The organism is Acinetobacter apis (assembly GCF_900197575.1).
GTDB lineage: Bacteria > Pseudomonadota > Gammaproteobacteria > Pseudomonadales > Moraxellaceae > Acinetobacter > Acinetobacter apis.
In genome coordinates this window covers 893,292-913,812 of the sequence record NZ_FZLN01000001.1, presented here as the reverse complement: position 1 = coordinate 913,812, position 20,521 = coordinate 893,292, and the positions used below count along the sequence as shown (strand labels likewise).

The window sequence follows — 20,521 nt, the reverse complement described above, 5'->3', positions numbered from 1 at the left end:
CAGCCTGATTATAAATAAAACCCCAATTAGCGCACTGATATTGAGCAATAAAATTTAAAATATAAAATTTTGATGAAAAAACGTTAAATCATGTGTTTTAATTTGGTGCGATTTATCAGTTGCTTGGTATAATATAACAAGTTGTGCAAATAAATCATGATAATGTAGTGACATGTTATCACGCTCTTGGCGCTATTTCAGCAAAGTGGCATAAGAGTTGCTTGTTAAAACATAACGGTTAATATGCACTTCACAAGTGTAATAAATAAGTCTACTGGAGCAAAGAGCATGGCGAATAAAGTTCTTGAACTAATCACAGAAAGTGGTGCTAGATGGGTTGATTTTCGCTTTACAGATACAAAAGGGAAAGAACAACACGTCACTTATCCTTCTCATTCAATTGATGAGGAAAATTTTGAAGATGGTAAAATGTTTGATGGTTCATCAATTGCTGGTTGGAAAGGCATTGAAGCATCAGATATGATTTTACGCCCAGATCCGAACAGCGCTTTTATTGATCCGTTCTTTGCTGAGCCAACAGTTGTTGTTACTTGTGATGTTATCGAGCCTTCAACAGGTCAAGGTTATGAGCGCGATCCACGCTCTATCGCACGCCGTGCAGAAGAATACTTGAAGTCAACAGGAATTGGCGATACAGCATTTTTTGGTCCAGAACCAGAATTTTTTGTATTTGATGAAGTGAAGTGGGACATTGATATGTCTGGCGCACGTCATACTATCTATGCAGAAGAAGCAGCTTGGTCTACAGGTAAAGACTATGATGCTGGTAACTCAGGTCACCGTCCACGTGTAAAAGGCGGTTACTTCCCAGTACCACCTGTTGATTCTCATCATGATATGCGTGCAGAGATGTGTGCAAAAATTGAAGAAATTTTAGGACCAGGCCGCGTTGAAGTGCATCACCATGAAGTGGCATCTTGCCAACTAGAAATTGGTGTAAGCTTCAATACATTGGTTAAAAAAGCAGATGAAGTTCAGCAATTTAAATATGCTGTTCATAATGTTGCACACCAATATGCAAAAACAGCAACGTTTATGCCGAAACCATTGGTTGGCGATAACGGTTCTGGTATGCATGTACATATTTCAATTGCAAAAGATGGTAAAAACCTATTTGCAGGCGATGAATATGCAGGTTTATCTGAAACTGCGTTATATTTCATTGGCGGGATCATTAAGCATGCACGTGCACTAAATGCCTTAACTAACCCATCAACGAACTCATACAAGCGTTTAGTACCGCACTTCGAAGCACCAATCATGCTTGCGTATTCTGCGTGTAACCGTTCAGCATCAATTCGTATTCCTCACGTATCAAGCCCGAAAGGCAAGCGTATTGAAGCACGTTTCCCAGATCCTACAGCAAACCCATACTTGTCATTTGCTGCATTGTTAATGGCTGGTCTTGATGGCATTCAAAACAAAATCCATCCAGGTGGCCCTGCAGACAAAAACTTGTATGATTTACCGCCTGAAGAAGAAGCGAAAATTCCTACAGTTGCGCATAGCTTAGACATGGCGCTTGAAGCATTACAAGCGGATCATGAATTCCTATTGAAAGGTGGGGTATTCACAAAAGATTCAATTGATGCATTCATTGAATTAAAAACTGAAGAAGTACGTCGTTTAAATACAACAGTACACCCAGTTGAATTTGACATGTACTACAGCGTTTAATTTTTAATTGGCATAAGTTTTATCATGTTATAAACCTTGTGCTTTAAAAAACCGAGCTTAATGTAAGCTCGGTTTTTTTTGTGCCAAAATTTTAGGCAAATTATCTTCGATCCAAAATACTAAGCTTGTCATGTAATGAGCAGCTTCTAAACCTAAGTCGGTTAAGGCATATTCCACTTTAGGTGGAATTTCTGCATAAACTGTACGTTCAATAAAACCATCGTTTTCTAGGGTTTTAAGCGTTTGTGCTAACATTTTTTCACTGACACCATCAATATTTCGCTTTAACTCACTAAAACGTAAGGTCTGATTTTGTAGTGAGCGAAAGATAAGAACAGACCATTTGCTCAAAAGATGCTCAAGAACTTCACGCGAAGGACATTTTTTAGACAAAGTGTTTGGTGGGAATGCAAGTGAATTCATATATTTACCTCATCACTGTAATGCTTACTTTTAGGTACGTACTTACTTTTAGTTATTAGTTATTATACGCTGTTTATATCAACAATAAAGTGAGTATCGATATGAAAATTGCAATTACAGGCGCAACAGGTCAATTAGGACAGTTGGTGGTTGAACATCTACTCAAACAACACAATTCAGCAGAGCTTGTGGTCTTGGTGCGTGATGTTACTAAAGCTGAGCATTTTGCAGCAAAAGGCATTATCGTTAGAACATTTGATTATGATCAGCCTGATCAGTTGGCAGCAGCATTAGATGGCGTAGAGCGTTTATTATTAATTTCAGCGAGTGATGTTGGACGCCGTGTATTACAGCATAAACATGTCATTGAGGCTGCTAAAGCAGCCCACGTTGCCCATATTTTTTATACCAGTCTTTTACATGCAGACCAATCTACATTGAGCTTGGCGCAAGAGCATCGCGAAACTGAAGAACTGATTAAAAATAGTGGTTTAACTTATACCTTGCTTCGAAATGGATGGTATACCGAGAATTATACTCAAGCTGCACAGCAAGTGATTGAACAAGGCATACTGCATGGTGCAGCGCATGATGGCAAAATTAGCTCAGCAACGCGATCTGATTATGCAGAAGCTGCAGCTCATGTATTAACTACAGCTGGGCATGACAATAAAATATATGAACTTGCAGGTTCAGCATCTTACACGTTGACCGAATTGGCTGACGAGCTTTCTCATATTGCCAATAAAAAGGTGATTTACCAAAATTTAACAGGGGATGAGTTTCATCAGCTTTTAGTCAACATTGGTTTACCCGCTTTTGTTGCGGATATTTTGGTGGATGCAGATGTACAAGCAAGCCAAGGCGCTTTATTTAGTGAATCAAAAGATTTAGTGCATTTACTTGCTAGACCAAGTACCAGTCTTCGTACTGTTCTAGCATCTCAATTGGGATAATGATTTGTTTTTATTTCACTTAAAGCCCATTATGGGCTTTAAGTTTTTCATATAAAACGTTTATTTCAGCATCATAAGATGATTATTTCATATAACTGTATATATAATGCCTGATAATAGTTGAGGCAATGAAATAGGACAGGGCAAGTCTATGAGCGAAAAAGACGATTTATTTAAACTGGAAAACCAGCTCTGCTTTGCAGTGTATTCGACCAATTTGTCTTTTAATCAGTTATATCGCCAATTGTTAAAGCCTTTGGGCTTAACATATTCACAGTATTTAGTGATGTTGGTGCTGTGGGAAAAGAATAATCAAATTGTTTCTGAAATTGGTCATCAATTGTTTTTAGAAACATCAACCTTGACACCCATGTTAAAACGCTTAGAAGTGTTAGGGTGTATTAAACGTGTGAAGTCAGAACATGATGAACGTCAAGTGATTGTCTCTTTAACCCAAAAAGGGCGTAACTTGAGGTCCCTAGCTAAAGATATTCCACGTCAAGTTCACTGTGAAACTGAACAATCTATACAAAGCTTGCTTGAATTAAAACAAAAACTCAATACATTGCGTGATAAGTTAAATCACTGATTCTTATTTAACATTCCTTGGTTGACAGAGAATTTATATCGTGTACGATATAAATTAATATAAACAAAACACGGAGCATAAAAATGTCAATAGAAAAAGTAGTTTACACAGCAAAAGCAACTGTAACTGGTGGTCGTGATGGTAAAGCAACAACAGAAACAGGCTCACTTGATTTAAAATTGGGTACGCCAAAAGAAATGGGTGGCGCTGGTGGAAATGATGTGACCAACCCAGAAGAGTTGTTTGCAGCAGGCTATTCAGCATGTTTTATTGGTGCAATGAAATTTGTTGCAGGTCGCGATAAAATTACATTACCAAAAGATTTGTCAATTGCAGGTGAAGTCGGTATTGGACCAATCCCAACAGGGTTTGCCATTCAAGTGACACTTAATATTCATTTGCCAGGTTTAGCGCAAGAAGAGGCAGAAAAATTAGTGCAAGCTGCACATATTGTTTGTCCATATTCAAATGCAACACGTGGCAATATCGATGTGACATTAAAAATCGTTCAATAATCGAATTTCAAGCAATAAAAAAACACTTATCCATGGATAAGTGTTTTTTTATTGGGCAACTATATTTGTAAATTTGCCATATGGTTAACAAAATAAAGATTTAAATGGCTACTATTTATACATAACTTTTTATTATCTGTTAAATATTTAAAAAAGATTGCATATTATTACCCTTTATATATTATCTTTAAGTTTGATAAAGGGGACAGCAATGTTAAAAACATCTTTTATTGTTGCATTAGCAACAATTTCAACTGCATCTTTTGCAGGTCAGTGGCAAGTTAAAATTGGTGGTAGCTTATTACAACCATCGGCAAAACATAATACGTTGGCTGAAGGGTTAGTGACAGATGCCAAAGCAGACAATGGTGCAAGTTTTACACCATCGATTGAATATTTCTTTGAAGACCCACGTTTTTCAGCAGAACTTTTGTTGGCAACGCCATTTAAACATGAAGTGAAAGCCAGCATTAATGGTCAGCCATCAGCTCAAATTGCTGAATTTAAGCATTTACCGCCAACACTCACATTTAAATATCATTTTATTAACTCAACACCGATTACTCCGTATTTTGGTGCAGGCGTGACTGCAGCGATTCCATTTCAAGAGCGTGCACGAGGCGATCTTGAAGGTGCAAAACTACGTGCAAATATGACCTATGGTTTAGCAGGTCAAGTTGGTGTAATGGTGAATCCAATAAAAGACAATAAAAATTGGGGTGTTTTTGCAGATGTACGTTATGCAAAAGTTGAGCCTGATTTAAAAATTGATGGCGTGAAAATCGGTACCTTAAATATTGATCCTTGGGTTTATACTGCAGGTATTAGCTACCGCTTTTAATTTATAGCATTGTCATAAAAAGCCCAACATTGGGCTTTTTATTTTGAGATGATTAAAATAAATAAAATCAGTACGATTGAGTCAAAATAGCATACGAAAATTAATTTTTATCAGTTAGACTAGATAAAATGATTGAATAAAAACCATTGAATGAATCAAAAGAAGCCAATCCATAATGCAAAACGAAAGCACATTCATCCTGAATATGATGTGCTTTATGATTGGTTGTATGCCACAGGCTCATTAACGCAACAGCTGACCCAACTTGGGCAAGGGCAGTTTCATGTCGAGCCTAAGCAATCTTATTTTCAGCGGCCTACGCGTCAAGATACGGTATTTTTACAGGTGTCACATCAACATACTGCATGGTTTAGAGAAGTACTGTTGTATGGCTCTGAAAATATGCCTTGGGTAAAAGCTCGTAGTATTTTCCCGATTATGGGCTTACAAAAAAAAGCACGTATTTTTAAAACACTCGGTCAAAAACCGATTGGCCATTTTTTATTTCAACGTACCACGCCATTATGTGAGCGCCGTGTCTTTTTAACTGAACATGGGTGGGCACGGCAAAGTCGATATACTTGGCATGGGTATAACTTTATGGTTGAAGAAATCTTTTTACCCTCATTTGTTGGGTTCTTAAAACAAAAAAACTTAGGGTGAATGACATGACAAAAGCCACTACATGGACTCAGCGGTTCACTGCATATTATTATTTATGTCGTTTTGATAAACCGATTGGAACCGAGCTTGTGCTTTGGCCAACTTTATGGGCACTTTGGGTTGCTGCATCAGGAATGCCTGATTTAAAAACACTTATAGTGATGATTCTTGGCGTAATTTTTATGCGTGCAGCAGGTTGTGCCATTAATGATTTTGCGGATCGAAAAGTTGATGGTCATGTTGCACGTACTAAAAATAGACCACTTGCCACAGGCATCATTTCAGCCAAAGAAGCAGTGGCGGTATTTATTGTACTGATTGCAGCCAGTGCATGCTTGTTATTTTTTCTACCGATCCAAACATTTTATTGTTCATTTGGCGCCTTGTTTTTGGCTTTTATTTATCCATTTATGAAGCGCTATACGCATTTACCACAAGTGGTGTTAGGTGCTGCTTTTTCGTGGTCAATTCCAATGGCATTTACCGCTATGGGACGTCCACTTGATTTAACCTGTTGGTTATTATATGCAGGAAACTTAGCATGGACTGTGGCATATGATACGCAATATGCCATCACTGATCGTGAATATGATTTAAAAATTGGTGTGAAATCTACAGCCATTTTGTTTGGGCGCTTTGATATTTACATTATTTTGCTTTTACAAATAGCGAGTATTGTTTGTATTGGAACAGCGCTTTTTATAGATGATATTCTACATCCTTATGGTACTATAGCATTGTTTTGTGTTGCGCTAGATTTCATTTATCAATGGACACAAACCAAAGATCGCCATCCACAGCGCTGTTTTACCACATTTCTTCATAATCGCTGGGTGGGTATGATCATTTTTATAGGCATTTTCTTTAGCTTATTATAGTTATATCTTTCGTTTGGAGTCAGTGTAGTATGAGCAATGAACAGCGTCCAAAGACCAAAAAACCATGGATTGTTTTCTTTTTAGCATTGCTTGTGCCGATTGGATTGGTTTTAATGCTATTTTTCGCAGCATCAAAAGATGTGCAAACCAAGAAGAAATATGCTGAACAACGCGCAGAATATGCTGAACAACATAAAAAAGATGACCAAGCTTTGGCATCAGATCCTGAAGCAACTGTGTCATCTCATTCACGTTAAAAGCTAAGATAAGTCACGTTGTAATTGGGCAATAGTTGGAATTTTTGTATAACGAAAGACCTGATATCCTGCATCAAGGAGCATCTCATCTCGTTGTTGATCTTCTGCTTCTTTGCCCAAGTGTGAAGGATCATCTAGCTCAATAATCGCCAAAACATCCATTTGCTGATCTAAAATTACAAAATCTGTCACTTTGCGGTTAAATTTATTTCTTAATTTATAATCACGGCTAGTAATTAGTGCACTAAATGCCACCTGTGCCAATACATGGTGTTGAGGGCATGCTTTTTTTAACCGTATAAACATTTTGGTTTCGAAATTGGTTAATACAGGGCGGGCAAAATACTGTTGTTTACGGGCAAAAAAAGATCTGAACAAGATAATAAAAATCACAATAGCAACGATGACATATACATAGCGAGGTATTTGCATCAATAAATCGTGCAGCATGGATACAATCCTTTCGATGCAGAGGATAATAAAAAAACCCACTCAAATAGAGTGGGTTTTTTGAATTCTGGCTCTCCAACCTGGGCTCGAACCAGGGACCTGCGGATTAACAGTCCGTCGCTCTACCGACTGAGCTATTGGAGAATCTGCGTGAATTGTAGTTAGGCTTGAACACTGCGTCAAGCTGTATTGAGGAAAAGCGATGCGATTTAAGATTGTTTGTTTTAAAAATAAGCATAAAGTTTTTATTTAGTACAATTTTTTACCATGTGTTCTGTGTTGTCATTTTTGATAGGTAAGATAAAGATAGATTATTCATTTTTTTTACGTGAAAAACATAATTAATCCATCAATATAGTGAATACTATGCACTAATGGATGAGTTAGTTGTATTTGTCGATACAAATATTTTCTTTGGAATCAAGGTTTTTGCTATGTCGCGCAAAGTTAAAACAATCCTTTGGATTGTGATCATAGTTATTATTTTCATAGCAGTTTATTTTTTCAGCCAAAAAAGACCCCGTAATGAGCAAGTCAATGTCAAAATGGATCAGTCTAAACCCGTTCAAGTTGGGGTAGCAACACAACAAGATGTTCCGATTCAAGTCAGTGCATTGGGTACAGTCATTTCAGATCGGGTTGTCACCGTGACCAGTCGAGTCACTGGAAACTTAGAAAAAATTTATTTTAATGAAGGGCAATATGTCAAACAAGGTGAGTTATTGGCTCAAATTGATGTCAGACCTTATCAAGCAACTTTAGAGCAATATCAAGGTACATTGGCAGAAAGCCAAGCACAGATGAAAAATGCAGAGTTAACCTTAGAGCGTTATAAGCGTTTATATGCAAAGGACTCAATTGCAAAACAAGATTTAGATACACAGCTTGCTTTGACCAACCAATATGTGGGTGCAGTTAAAGCAGCACAAGGGCAAATTAAAACTGCGCAGCTCAACATTACGTATGCGAAAGTGACAGCACCAATTTCAGGCTATATTGGGCTTCGAAAAACAGACATTGGTAATGCGGTGAGCGCAGATAGTACAGGCATTGTCACGATCACGCAAATGCACCCGATTGCAGTCACTTTTGGTGTACCACAAAATCAATTGGCCAATATTGTTGAGCCGATTCGTGCAGGCAAAGCATTGCCAGTTCAAGCATTTGATCTAAGTGGAACAAATCAAGTGGCACAAGGTGAAGTAAAAATAATTAGTAATGAGATTGATGCCACCACCGGGACAGTAATGTTAAAAGCTATTTTTAACAACCAAGATAATAAATTGTTTCCGAATCAATTTGTCAATATTAAGTTAAATACCAGCACATTGCCTCAGGCCATTGTGGTTCCAACAGCAGCAGTACAAGCCAGTGACTCAGGTAAATTTGTATTTACCATTGACCAGCAGTCAACAGCACACAAAGTAGTGGTAAAAACAGGACCCGAAACAGCAGATGGCAAAGTGGTTGTGACAGGAATTCGTGTCGGTGATCGTGTCGTAACCAGTGGGAGCGATGCTTTAGGTAATGGTAGTAAAGTCAAAATTGTGACGCCAGAAGTTGTAGACACCAGCATTTTAGATGCAGCGAAAAAGCCTGAACATTCAAGACGACCACATTGATATTATGAATCCATCACGTATTTTTATCGATCGACCGGTAGCAACATTATTATTGATGATTGCTGTGATTTTAAGCGGTTTACTAGCGTATAAAAACCTGTCTATTTCAGCATTGCCTGAGGTCGATTATCCTGTAATTCAGGTCACAACATTATTTCCAGGTGCAGGTCCCGAGGTCATGACCAGTGGCGTAACTGCACCGCTTGAACGTCAATTGGGACAGATGGCAGGGCTTGAGCAGATGTATTCTACAAGCTCTGGTGGTGCATCTGTTATTACATTAAAATTCAGTTTAACAACGTCTTTAGATGTTGCTGAGCAAGAGGTTCAAGCTGCAATTAATGTGGCTGATTCTTTATTGCCATCCGACTTACCCAATCGACCAAGTTATAAAAAGGTCAATCCAGCAGACACCGCAATTGTGACCTTGGCAGCAACATCAGATACGATTCCTTTAATTAAAATTCAAGATTTACTGAATAATCGGGTGGCATTGAAATTATCACAAATTTCTGGTGTTGGTTTAGTAACCCTTGCAGGTGGACAACAAACTGCTGTACGTATTCAGGCCAATCCAACAGCATTGGCACAACACGGCTTAACTTTAGCAAGTATTTCGACAGTCATTAATGCTGCGAATGTGAATGGGTCTAAGGGTGGTTTTGATGGTGCAAGTAAATCTGTAACCATTGAGGCAAATGATCAATTACGCAGTGCAGATGAATATAAAAACTTAATTTTAAAATATGAAAATAATGCTGCTATTTATTTAAAAGATGTCGCAACAATTCAAGAAGCACCACAAGATTTATATCAACGTGCATGGGCAAATGGAAAGCCTGCCATTATTGTGAATGTACAGCGTCAACCAGGTACCAATGTGGTGGCAATTGTTGACAGCATTCAAAAACAGTTGCCACAAATCCAAGCCAGTTTACCTGCATCAGTGAAACTGTCTGTGTTGTCTGACCGAACACAAACCATTCGGGCATCTATTCATGATGTGAAATTTGAGTTGATGTTGTCCATTTGTTTGGTGGTCATGGTCTCATTTTTGTTTTTAAGAACATTTGCAGCGACATTTATCCCAAGTGTCACGGTGCCTTTATCGTTAATTGGTACTTTTGGTGTGATGTATTTGTCCGGTTTTTCAATTAATAACTTGACCTTAATGGCGCTGACAGTGGCCACAGGTTTTGTGATTGATGATGCCATTGTTGTGGTCGAGAATATTCAGCGTCACATTGAAAATGGCGAACCACCAATGCAAGCTGCTATTAAAGGGTCACGTGAAATTGGTTTTACCATTATTTCATTAACCATTTCTTTAGTGGCTGTGCTGATTCCATTGTTGTTTATGGGCGATGTTATTGGGCGTTTGTTTCGTGAATTTTCAATTACGCTTGCAGTTTCAATTTTTGTATCCATGATTGTGTCACTGACATTGACCCCCATGTTGAGTGCATATTTGTTAAAACACATTCCTGAAGAAAAACATAATGTGATTGCACGTGGTTTCGGGCATGGCTTTGACCGTGTATTACAGGTCTATGAGCATGGTTTGAAGTATGTTTTACAGCATCAAAAATTGACGTTATTGGTTGCGATTGGGACGGTATTCTTAACAGCGGCATTATATGTTTTTGTGCCTAAAGGCTTTTTCCCAGCGCAAGATACAGGCTTAATTCAAGCAATTACCGTGGCACCGCAAAGTGTTTCATTCACTGAAATGTCTAAGCGTCAGCAAGCCTTGGTACATGCATTGCAACAAGATGAAGCAGTAGATTCAATCTCGTCAATTGTTGGTGTGGATGCAGCCAATAATTCAACTTTGAATTCGGGTCGTTTACAAATTAGTTTAAAAGACTTTTCATCTCGCGATAAAGCAGATGTTGTGATTGCGCGTTTAAAAGATAAAGCATCAAATATCCCAGGTATTGAGCTTTATGCTATAAAAAGTCAAGATTTAAGTGTTGATGATCAGGTTACACCAAGCCAATATCAATTTAGTTTAGATACATCTGATCAGAAAGATTTAGAGCAGTGGACACATCAAATGATGACCGCTATGCAAAAAAATCCTGCATTTAAAGATGTGACTAATAATTTGCAAAATCACGCTCCTGTGGCTTATTTAACAATGAATCGTCCTGAAGCCAGTCGTTATGGCATCACTGCATCAGATATAGATACTGCTTTGTATAATGCTTTTGGTCAGCGTTTAATTTCGACCATTTATACACAAGCCAACCAATATCGTGTGGTTCTTGAAGTTGAAGATCAATTTCGTCAAGACATGACTGCATTTTCACATATCTATTTAACACCAACGACCACCACCACAAGCACCACAACGACCAATACAACAACTGCTACATCAACAACAGCGACCAATACCACGACCACATCTACAGCAATGGTGCCGCTGAGTAATTTGCTGACGTGGACAGAAAAGTTGGGATATTTGAATTATACCCGTATTAATCAAACCCCTGCGGTGACCTTTTCATTCAATTTGGCTAAAGGGATGACTTTAGAAGATGCACGCGTGGTATTGGATCAAATAAAGCAAGAAATTGGGTTGCCAAATACCATTAATTTTAAAAATCAGGGCGCATTATTGGCATATAGTTCAAGTGGTTCAAACACCTTGTGGTTAATTTTGGCATCAGTGATTACCATGTACATTGTGCTTGGTATTTTATATGAAAGTTGGATTCATCCGATTACTGTACTCTCGACATTGCCATCAGCAGGGATTGGTGCTTTGTTGGCACTACGAATTACAGACACAGAGTTTTCTTTAATTGCACTGATTGGCATTATTTTGTTGATCGGTATTGTCAAGAAAAATGCCATTATGCTGATTGACTTTGCCTTAGAAGAGCGAAAGTTGGGTAAAACTGCAGATGATGCAATTTACCAAGCGTGTATTTTACGTTTTAGACCAATTTTAATGACCACATGTGCTGCATTGTTAGGCGCTATTCCTTTGATGTTTGCTACAGGGTCAGGTTCTGAACTGCGTCAACCTTTAGGGCTTGTAATTGTTGGTGGTCTAATACTCAGTCAGTTGCTGACCTTATTTACAACACCTGTGATTTATTTGGCCTTTGAGCGATTAAGTGAACGCTTTAAGTCGTCTAAATTGAAGGAAAGTTAAGCAATGAACTTTTCTAAAATATTTGTAATACGGCCAATTGCTACCTTATTGATTAGTATTGCCATGACATTGCTTGGTGCGCTGTCATTTTATTTAATGCCTGTCGCACCGATGCCTAAAATTGAAATGCCGACCATTATGGTGCAAGCAAGTTTGGCAGGGGCAAGCCCTGAAACCATGGCTGCGACGGTGGCAACGCCACTTGAGCGTGCCATGGGACAAATTGCAGGAATTACAGAGTTAACCTCAACCAGTGGTCAAGGCTCAACCAATGTTATTATTCAGTTTGATTTAGATAAAGATATTGATGGGGCAGCACGTGAGGTTCAAGCTGCGATCAGCTCTGCGCGTAGCTTGTTACCAAGCAGCATGAAAACTTTACCCACATATCGTAAAGCCAATCCATCAGATGCACCGATTGTGATTTTATCACTGACCTCAGCGAATTTATCGCGTGGTCAGTTATATGACTTAGCGTCTAGTAAATTACAACAGAAAATAGCGCAAATTCAGGGTGTGGGGCAGGTTAATATTCGGGGCAGTGCTTTGCCTGCGGTCCGAGTTGGGTTGGAGCCTAAACTGCTTGAAAGTTATGGCATTAGCTTAGATACAGTACGAACAGCAATTGATAACGCGACCACCAATAGCCCTCGTGGGCAATTAAATGGTCAAGATTATAATATTTGGATTGATGCCAATGGTCAGTTGACCAAGGCGGATGAATATCGAGATATTGTGGTGGCATACCGTAATGGTGTTGCTGTGAAATTAAAAGATGTTGCGACTGTCGTTGATTCGATACAAGACATTTATGCAGCAGGTTATTTAAACAATAAACCTGCGGTCATGATTTCAATCACGCGTCAAGCCAATGCCAATATGTTAGATACCATTGATGCGTTAAAAGCAGAAATGCCAACCTTAAATAGCATGTTGCCAGCAGAAACACAGTTGGGTTTAACCATTGATCGGTCAACTCTAACCCGAAGTGCATTGCATGACACGGAAAAGACCTTAATCATCGCCATTTTATTGGTTATCGCTGTCGTGTTTATCTTTTTAAGAAATGGTCGTGCACTGATTATTCCTGCAGTGGCATTGCCCATTTCAATTGTAAGTACATTTACAGCCATGTATTTATTGGGTTATACCCTAGATTCGCTGTCTATGTTGGCATTGATCATTGCTACAGGGTTCGTGGTTGATGATGCTATTGTGGTGCTTGAAAATATAATGCGGCATTTAGAAGAAGGTAAAACACCGATTCAAGCTGCATTAGATGGCAGCCGAGAAATTGGTTTTACAGTGCTTTCAATGACAGCCTCATTAATTGCAGTATTTATTCCACTGTTATTAATGAGCGGAATTTTAGGGCGGCTGTTTCGAGAATTTGCGGTAACCTTGTCTATTTCTTTAATTTTCTCATTGTTTGTATCGCTGACATTAACACCCATGTTATGTGCAAAATTACTGAAACCGCATCAAGCACAAACACCGAGTCAAAACCGTATTTATCAAGCAATTGAACATGGCTTAGCAAAATTACAGCAATTTTATGTGAATAGCTTAACAGTCATTATGCGGCATAAACGATTGACTATGTTTGGGTTACTGTTGACTGTGATTGGTAATGTCTACTTATATTCGGCTGTTGAAAAAGGGTTTTTCCCGAACCAAGATACAGGCATGTTAATGGGAATGGTACGAGCAGATCAAAATATCAGTTTCCAAGCTTTTGAGCCGAAGTTAAAGTTCATTGCGGATCAGGTCATGAAAGATCCGAATGTAAAATATGTCATGTCATCGACAGGGGGTAGTGGTTTTGGTTCTCGAAATACAGGTACATTTTTCATTCGTTTAAAAGACTTAGAACAACGTAAAGATTCAGCCATGCAAATTGCCAACCGATTGAGTATGGTGACAAAAGACATGGCAGGGGTTTCTTTATTTCTTATGCCAGCACAAGATTTAAGATTTGGCGGACGAAGCGCCAATGCAACGTATCAGTTCAGTTTGCAAAGTGACAATTTAGATCAGCTGAGAAAATGGAGCCCAATCATTTATGCTGCTTTAAAAGGCTTGCCGCAACTGACCAGTGTAGACAGTGACTCACAAACAGGCGGTCAAGAAGTTAGAATTGTGATTGACCGAGAAGCTGCAACGCGTTTTGGTTTAGATGTTGAAGACATTGACACCTTTTTAAATAATGCCTTTAGTCAAAGACAGACTGCGACACAATACAAAATGCTGAATCAGTATTATACGATTGTTGGTTTGGGTGAGCAGTACACACAAAATCCAGATATTTTAAATCAGCTTCATGTTTTAAATAGTAGTAATCAGCCTATTGCGGTTTCTTCATTTGCACATTTAGAGTATGCCAATACAGCGCTTGCTGTGGCACACCAAGATCAAATGGCGACCACAACCATTGCATTTAATCTTGCAGATAACGTGTCTTTGAATCAAGCACAACAAGCTATTGATGAAACACTCACCAAAATTGGTGTACCCACAGATATTCATGGCAGTTTACAAGGAACAGCCAAATTGGCGACTGGTTTTGCTCAAAGTATGCCGTGGCTTATTTTGGCAGCATTGGTCACCATTTATATTTTACTTGGTGTGTTATACGAAAGTTGGGTCCATCCATTAACCATCTTATCAACCTTACCTTCAGCTGGCGTAGGTGCACTGATTTTATTGTTGATCACTAAAACACAGCTCACAGTGATTGCGATGATAGGCATTTTACTTTTAATTGGTATTGTCAAAAAGAATGCCATTTTAATGATTGATTTTGCATTAGATGCGCAGAAAAAACAGCATGTTTCTGCAGAAGCGGCCATTGTCGATGCCTGCGCTAAACGTTTTAGACCAATTTTAATGACCACCCTTGCAGCCTTTTTTGGTGCCCTCCCTTTAATTGTTGAAACAGGGGGGAATGCAGAAATTCATAAACCGCTTGGTTTTGCCATTTGTGGTGGTTTGGCATTAAGTCAAATTTTAACTTTATATACAACCCCTGTGGTTTATGTCTATTTAGATCGTTTTGCACAGTGGGCAAATCGACTATGGCATCAAATTTATAAACCAACAGTCAGTAAACATGAGCATTAATATGTTGAACAATAAAACCATTCAATCTTTATTGGTGATACTTCCTGTATTAACAGGCTGTACCGTTGGTCCAAATTATCAGCGTCCAGCTGTATCGAATGTGGTGCAATATAAAGAAATGGCAGGCTGGAAAGTGGCTACACCAAATGATGATATTGATCGAGGTCATTGGTGGAAGATATATCAAGATCCGCTGCTTAACCAGCTTGAAGAACAAGTTGTGATCTCAAATCAAAATGTGGCGCAATATATTGCAAAATACCAGCAAGCTGCCGCTTTGGTAGGGTCATCAAATGCTGCGTTATATCCATCATTCACCTTAACACCAAGTGCAACACGAACTGCAAAAAATTCAAGCACCAATTCAATTGAAACCACCACCATTGATAATGCATATGCAACCAATCTCGGGCTAAGTTGGGAAATTGATTTATGGGGTAAATTACGTAGACAAGTTCAAGAAAATAAAGCCAGTATGCAAGCGAGTGTTGCTGACTTAGCCAATGCCACTTTAAGTGCACAATCGACTTTGGCACAAAGCTATTTTGCACTGCGAGTATTAGATCAACGTATTGAGTTATATGAACGCACAATTACGATTTATACCAAGTATTGCAATGTATTGGATGCGAAATATAAAGAAGGCATCATTGCAAAATCTGATTTAACACAAGCTCAGCAATCCTTGCACAGTGCAGAAGCCTCTAAAGCAGATTTGGTATGGCAACGTGCACAATATGAACATGCGATAGCTGTACTTGTTGGTAAAGCACCGGCTGAGTTTAGTTTGGCTAAACAAACCCATACACCGCTGTATGTGCCAGACGTGCCTGTCGGTGTACCGAGTCAGTTACTTGAGCGCCGTGCAGATATAGCAGCGGCAGAACGCCGTGTTGCCGCTGCAAATGAAGCAATTGGAATTGCAATTGCAGGATACTTTCCAAGTTTGACATTATCTGGAAGTGCAGGCAGCAGTACTGAGCATTTTTCAACGTTATTTTCAGCAAGTACATTGATTTGGTCATTGGGTGCATCTGCTACGCAAACAGTGTGGGATTTTGGTCGTAACAAAGCCAATGTGCAATCTGCACGTGCAGCTTATAATGAAACCGTGGCAAGTTATCGCCAAACGGTTTTAGATGCTATGCAAGCTGTTGAAGATGGTTTATCCAAATCAGCCAATTTAAAAACGGAAATGATCGCACAGCAAAAGGCTTTGGCAGCAGCAACAGAAACCGTAAGAATCTATCAGAATCAATATGAAGAAGGAATGATTGATTATTTAAATGTCGCAACGACAGAGGCAACACGTTTAAATAGTCAACAAAGTGTTTTACAGTTGCAATCTACACAGTTACAAAACAGCGTGACATTAATTGTGGCTTTGGGCGGGGGATGGCATTCTTAGAGCAGGAAGCCGCATCATACAAGGTAGGGCGAACCAATTTATTGTGTTCGTCTTATTTTATATTTTACCAAGACCCAACACTAAAAAACCCCAAAGCAATTAACTTTAGGGTTTTTAAATCTGGCTCTCCCACCTGGGCTCGAACCAGGGACCTGCGGATTAACAGTCCGTCGCTCTACCAACTGAGCTATGGGAGATTAGATTGGCTCTCCAACCTGGGCTCGAACCAGGGACCTGCGGATTAACAGTCCGTCGCTCTACCGACTGAGCTATTGGAGAATCTGGGGTGGATTCTAGAGTGGATATAAAATATCGTCAAGTACTTATTTTAAAAAAGCATATCAAGTGTATTTTTAATAAACAAAATCAATATCGTAACCTGTTTTAGTGGCATTGGGCTGATCATTTCATAAGATGTACAGCATATTGTGAACAGAGAATAGATAAAATAATGCAAGTTCATGCTTTAAAAAATGACTCACTATGATTTCAACCCAACATATTCTGAATTGCTTATATCAGGCGTTATACAGGGTTATGCTGCTCAAAAAATACATAGTCTAAGGAAAATTGTTCTGCAAGGGCTTGTCCTAAACGCTGAATACCATAACGTTCAGTTGCATGATGACCGCAGGCAAAATAATGCACATTCAATTCTTTGGCTTCATAAAACGTACGCTCACTCACTTCACCAGAGAGATAAGCGTCACATTCAGCAAAAGCAGCTTGTGTAATGAAATCCTGTGCTGCACCAGTACAAAATCCAACACGTTGAATCTGTTGTTTTTCGGCAGGTAAGTGCAAAATATTGGGCTGGATTTGCTCAGCTAAAAGTTGTTTGAATGCGTCAGCAGTTAAAGGTGTTTTTAACATTCCAATATTGCCGATCGGATGTTTGTCATTAGGATTAAGGGCTGTGATGTCAGTGAGCTCTAATAAATCAGCAATTGCTGCATTATTACCAAGTGTTGGATGTGCATCTAAAGGCAAATGGTAGGCAATTAATGAAATATCATGCTGAATCAGCTTTTTAATACGTTGCCCACGCATGCCAGTAATTGGGTAGGCTTCACCTTTCCAAAAATAACCATGATGTACCAATAATGCATCTGCACCTGAGGTAATACATGCTTCAATGGCATCTAAAGATGCGGTCACTGCACACATGATTTTTCGAACAGTGGGTTTACCTTCAACTTGAAGACCATTGGGTGAATAGTCTTTAAATTCAACGGTTTTTAAGGTTTGATCACACCAATTTAAAATCTGTTTCAGTTCAGCCATTGTACGTTTTACCTTTCGATTGTGTACCATTTTGTATGGTCATAGTATTAACTAAAGCTAGACAAAACCACAGTGGTAAAGCCATTTTTTTCAGTCATTATTGATTACAATGTGATTTAAAATATTTTATATCAATGGATTAAGCTGTTCAGTGAGAGGAATAAGAACGTGCGTAAAGCGTTAACATGGTTACCATGGGGTTTATTGGTTGTCGTGATCATTGGTTTTCTTGTTTGGAATCGTTTCCAAACTGTTGAAGTGCCTGCGACTCAACCCGCAGCACCTGTGGCCTCAGATGGTATTAAAATGCCTGCTGAACGCGTAGAACCTTTGGTCAATCCTAGTCAATCAGGATCTATTAATAGTTATAGTACAGCAGTTAAAGTTGCTGCACCTGCTGTAGTCAATATTTTCACAACCCAAAATGTCAAAGCCAATAATCAGGTGTTTGTGAATGACCCGATGTTCAAAGAGTTTTTCAATAATCAATTACCTGAATTAAAAAACAAGAAAGAAAACAACTTAGGTTCTGGTGTGATTGTACGTGCAGATGGCTATATCCTAACCAATAATCATGTGATCTCTCAAGCAGATCAAATTATTGTGGGTTTAAAAGATGGGCGCCGTGCATTGGCTGAGGTGGTTGGAACGGACCCAGACACTGATTTAGCTGTCATTAAAATCAATTTAGATCATTTACCCGTGTTGCCATTTAAATTAAGTGGAAATGAAGTGGGAGATATTGTACTTGCCATTGGTAACCCATTTGGTGTGGGGCAAACAGTGACGCAAGGAATCATTTCTGCTTTGGGACGTTCTGATCTCGGCATTAATACTTATGAAGATTTTATTCAAACGGATGCTGCGATTAATCCAGGCAACTCAGGCGGTGCATTAATTGATGTGGCAGGGAACTTAATTGGTGTGAATACAGCTATTTTCTCGCAGTCTGGTGGCTCATTAGGCATTGGTTTTGCAATTCCTGCTAAAATTTGCCAGCATGTGTTTAATTCTATTTTAAAAGATGGGCGTGTAGTTCGTGGTTGGCTTGGTTTAAGTTTAGTGCCGCCAACATATAACGAAGATATGACACAGCGCATTACCGATGGTGTAGTCGTTGCAAAAACTTTAAATAATGGTCCTGCGATGAAAGCTGGAATTCGTGCAGGTGACCGTATTGTGAAGATTAATAACTTTACTATTCATTCAGCGGCTCATCTAATTAACTATGTTGCATTACAAGCACCAGGCAATTTAGTGAAGGTGAATTTAATGCGTGATAACCAACCTGTTGAACTTGAGGTTGAGGTTGGTGAGCGTCAGCAAAAGCGTGAAAGTACTTCAGAATATATACCTTTACCAAGAAGTCCACGTTAAATTTAAGACATAAAAAAACCAGCAACCCGAGTTGCTGGTTTTTTTTGCGCTAACAATTAGTTTTCAACTTGAATCCCTGCAACCAACCAATCTTGTTGTGATTGAATTGGTTTAACAAAATGCCACACTTCAGTAAATGGCTGTGGTGTGCTATTTAGGTCTTCTGATACAGAACCTGTAAAACGTACACTGACAACATACTGATTATTTTCAGTGGCTGTGTCTGCAATAGATGCATTTAGGTTTTCAAATTCAGCAACATCTTGGTCACGGTTGGCCATGATGTCTTGATACATCGAATTATAAAGATCAGACGTTAAGTAACGACGAATTTCTTCGATATTACTTGCTGTATTCATTGATTGAATGTGGTTAAAACGTTGGCGCGCAATACGCAAAAATGCAGCAGATTCAGTGCCATCTGGCAATTGAGTTTGCTCATTTTGCGTGGTTGCACCAAAAGGTGCTTGCGACGGTGCGTTGTAGTTTGAGCCCGAACCACCAACATTTTGACCAAAGATGTTTGTACCACTTTGGTTTTGATTGTTGTTTTGGAATGACGGGGTACTGTTGTTTGGTGTACCACCGCCATTGTTCGGAGCAAATGGATTATTGTCTAATTTTTTTTTTGCACTCATTTTACGGAAAATGAAGAATGCAATACCTGCAATTAGAATAATCCAAATCCAACCAGGAATACCTGATTTTTTCTCTTCAGGCTGTGCAGCAGCAGATTGATTCTGAGACTGCGATTCTTGGTTGTTTGCTGCAGATTGCCCTTGTTGGTTTGATGATGTTGATGTTTTATCATCAGCCAATGCATTTGCTGCAATCGCGCCGACTGCCACACCTGCAGCGCCTGCTGCAACCATGCGTCCTACGTTAGACCCATTTTTTTGCTGCGCTGCAGTTGCTGCTGTCGCACCTGGTGCAGTTTGAGGTCCACGTTGCTGTTGATATTGATTATTTGGTGTTGCATAACGTTGTTGCTGTTGAGATTGACTCGGTGCAACTGAACGCTGCATGCCTTGGCTCTTGCCACCGCCTGCGCGTTTTGCATCGACTAACGGTGAAATCACCAAAGTTGCCATCAAAATACTTGCAACTAAGCCACGTTGGCGTGTTTTCATTAATTTTTCCTGCGAAAATTAAAAATTAAAGATAAGTGTACCTTTATGCAGGCAAAATTATAAAATTTCAATGCTTGCAACTAAAATTTAACAACTTAATCCGAGAAATGCTTTGATTTACAGTGAAATCGTAAAAAACGTAGTGTT

Annotated in this window: 17 protein-coding genes and 3 tRNA genes; 13 read left to right on the top strand and 7 right to left on the bottom strand. The window is 39.0% G+C overall.

Annotation, left to right across the window (positions count from 1 at the left end):
- The first annotated feature begins 288 nt into the window (after nucleotides 1-288).
- Nucleotides 289-1,698 carry a type I glutamate--ammonia ligase gene (glnA, locus tag CFY84_RS04210; RefSeq protein WP_088822930.1) on the top strand — a complete coding sequence of 470 codons (1,410 nt, stop codon included), beginning with the start codon at nucleotides 289-291 and terminating at the stop codon, nucleotides 1,696-1,698.
- A gap of 57 nt (nucleotides 1,699-1,755) precedes the next feature.
- Here glnA and CFY84_RS04205 read toward each other — a convergent pair whose 3' ends face one another.
- A complete protein-coding gene (locus CFY84_RS04205) occupies nucleotides 1,756-2,121 on the bottom strand; it encodes a winged helix-turn-helix transcriptional regulator (protein WP_088822929.1) in 366 nt (121 codons plus the stop codon).
- Between the two features lie 101 nt (nucleotides 2,122-2,222).
- On the opposite strand from CFY84_RS04205, the gene CFY84_RS04200 reads away from it, so the two are divergent.
- The 7 genes from CFY84_RS04200 to CFY84_RS04170 all read left to right on the top strand — a co-directional run bounded on the left by CFY84_RS04200 (nucleotide 2,223) and on the right by CFY84_RS04170 (nucleotide 6,820).
- Nucleotides 2,223-3,077, top strand: coding sequence for an SDR family oxidoreductase (locus CFY84_RS04200; protein WP_088822928.1), 855 nt, complete (start codon nucleotides 2,223-2,225; stop codon nucleotides 3,075-3,077).
- Nucleotides 3,078-3,228: 151 nt separating this feature from the next.
- Nucleotides 3,229-3,666: a MarR family winged helix-turn-helix transcriptional regulator gene (locus CFY84_RS04195; RefSeq protein WP_088822927.1), complete on the top strand. Its 438-nt coding sequence runs from the start codon at nucleotides 3,229-3,231 to the stop codon at nucleotides 3,664-3,666.
- 83 nt (nucleotides 3,667-3,749) lie between these two features.
- Nucleotides 3,750-4,181 (top strand): organic hydroperoxide resistance protein, encoded by a 432-nt coding sequence (locus CFY84_RS04190; protein ID WP_088822926.1) that lies wholly within the window; start codon nucleotides 3,750-3,752, stop codon nucleotides 4,179-4,181.
- Between the two features lie 211 nt (nucleotides 4,182-4,392).
- On the top strand, nucleotides 4,393-5,022 hold the full coding sequence (locus tag CFY84_RS04185; RefSeq protein WP_088822925.1) for an OmpW/AlkL family protein: 630 nt from the start codon (nucleotides 4,393-4,395) through the stop codon (nucleotides 5,020-5,022).
- 150 nt (nucleotides 5,023-5,172) lie between these two features.
- Entirely contained in the window at nucleotides 5,173-5,685 is a 513-nt protein-coding gene (locus CFY84_RS04180) for a chorismate--pyruvate lyase family protein (RefSeq protein WP_088822924.1), read from the top strand.
- A 5-nt stretch (nucleotides 5,686-5,690) separates the two neighbouring features.
- Nucleotides 5,691-6,563: a 4-hydroxybenzoate octaprenyltransferase gene (gene ubiA, locus CFY84_RS04175; RefSeq protein ID WP_088822923.1), complete on the top strand. Its 873-nt coding sequence runs from the start codon at nucleotides 5,691-5,693 to the stop codon at nucleotides 6,561-6,563.
- 29 nt (nucleotides 6,564-6,592) lie between these two features.
- Nucleotides 6,593-6,820, top strand: coding sequence for a hypothetical protein (locus tag CFY84_RS04170; RefSeq protein WP_088822922.1), 228 nt, complete (start codon nucleotides 6,593-6,595; stop codon nucleotides 6,818-6,820).
- A gap of 3 nt (nucleotides 6,821-6,823) precedes the next feature.
- Here the strand turns inward: CFY84_RS04170 and CFY84_RS04165 are convergent, their stop codons facing one another.
- Both CFY84_RS04165 and CFY84_RS04160 read right to left on the bottom strand, forming a co-directional pair.
- Nucleotides 6,824-7,252, bottom strand: a complete 429-nt coding sequence (locus tag CFY84_RS04165; protein ID WP_088823386.1) for a DUF2726 domain-containing protein — start codon at nucleotides 7,250-7,252, stop codon at nucleotides 6,824-6,826.
- 86 nt (nucleotides 7,253-7,338) lie between these two features.
- A tRNA-Asn gene (locus CFY84_RS04160) sits at nucleotides 7,339-7,414 on the bottom strand.
- A gap of 401 nt (nucleotides 7,415-7,815) precedes the next feature.
- Here CFY84_RS04160 and CFY84_RS04155 point away from each other — a divergent pair.
- From CFY84_RS04155 to CFY84_RS04140, 4 genes are read left to right on the top strand one after another with little or no spacing between them, the layout of a single operon-like run.
- A complete protein-coding gene (locus CFY84_RS04155) occupies nucleotides 7,816-8,892 on the top strand; it encodes an efflux RND transporter periplasmic adaptor subunit (RefSeq protein WP_228149594.1) in 1,077 nt (358 codons plus the stop codon).
- Between the two features lie 4 nt (nucleotides 8,893-8,896).
- Nucleotides 8,897-12,055, top strand: a complete 3,159-nt coding sequence (locus tag CFY84_RS04150; RefSeq protein ID WP_088823385.1) for an efflux RND transporter permease subunit — start codon at nucleotides 8,897-8,899, stop codon at nucleotides 12,053-12,055.
- Nucleotides 12,056-12,058: 3 nt separating this feature from the next.
- A complete protein-coding gene (locus CFY84_RS04145; RefSeq protein ID WP_088822920.1) occupies nucleotides 12,059-15,175 on the top strand; it encodes an efflux RND transporter permease subunit in 3,117 nt (1,038 codons plus the stop codon).
- A 1-nt stretch (nucleotide 15,176) separates the two neighbouring features.
- The gene (locus CFY84_RS04140) at nucleotides 15,177-16,583 is read left to right on the top strand and encodes an efflux transporter outer membrane subunit (RefSeq protein ID WP_088822919.1); all 1,407 of its coding nucleotides are present in this window, start codon (nucleotides 15,177-15,179) and stop codon (nucleotides 16,581-16,583) included.
- Nucleotides 16,584-16,704: 121 nt separating this feature from the next.
- On the opposite strand, the gene CFY84_RS04135 is transcribed toward CFY84_RS04140, so the two are convergent.
- The 3 genes from CFY84_RS04135 to CFY84_RS04125 all read right to left on the bottom strand — a co-directional run bounded on the left by CFY84_RS04135 (nucleotide 16,705) and on the right by CFY84_RS04125 (nucleotide 17,867).
- Nucleotides 16,705-16,780 (bottom strand) — tRNA-Asn (locus CFY84_RS04135).
- A gap of 6 nt (nucleotides 16,781-16,786) precedes the next feature.
- Nucleotides 16,787-16,862 (bottom strand) — tRNA-Asn (locus tag CFY84_RS04130).
- A gap of 246 nt (nucleotides 16,863-17,108) precedes the next feature.
- A complete protein-coding gene (locus tag CFY84_RS04125; protein ID WP_088822918.1) occupies nucleotides 17,109-17,867 on the bottom strand; it encodes a Nif3-like dinuclear metal center hexameric protein in 759 nt (252 codons plus the stop codon).
- Between the two features lie 168 nt (nucleotides 17,868-18,035).
- Between CFY84_RS04125 and CFY84_RS04120 the strand changes: the two genes are divergently transcribed.
- Nucleotides 18,036-19,244, top strand: a complete 1,209-nt coding sequence (locus tag CFY84_RS04120; RefSeq protein ID WP_088822917.1) for a S1C family serine protease — start codon at nucleotides 18,036-18,038, stop codon at nucleotides 19,242-19,244.
- 56 nt (nucleotides 19,245-19,300) lie between these two features.
- Here CFY84_RS04120 and CFY84_RS04115 read toward each other — a convergent pair whose 3' ends face one another.
- Nucleotides 19,301-20,374, bottom strand: a complete 1,074-nt coding sequence (locus tag CFY84_RS04115; protein WP_088822916.1) for a Tim44 domain-containing protein — start codon at nucleotides 20,372-20,374, stop codon at nucleotides 19,301-19,303.
- Nucleotides 20,375-20,521 lie beyond the last annotated feature (147 nt).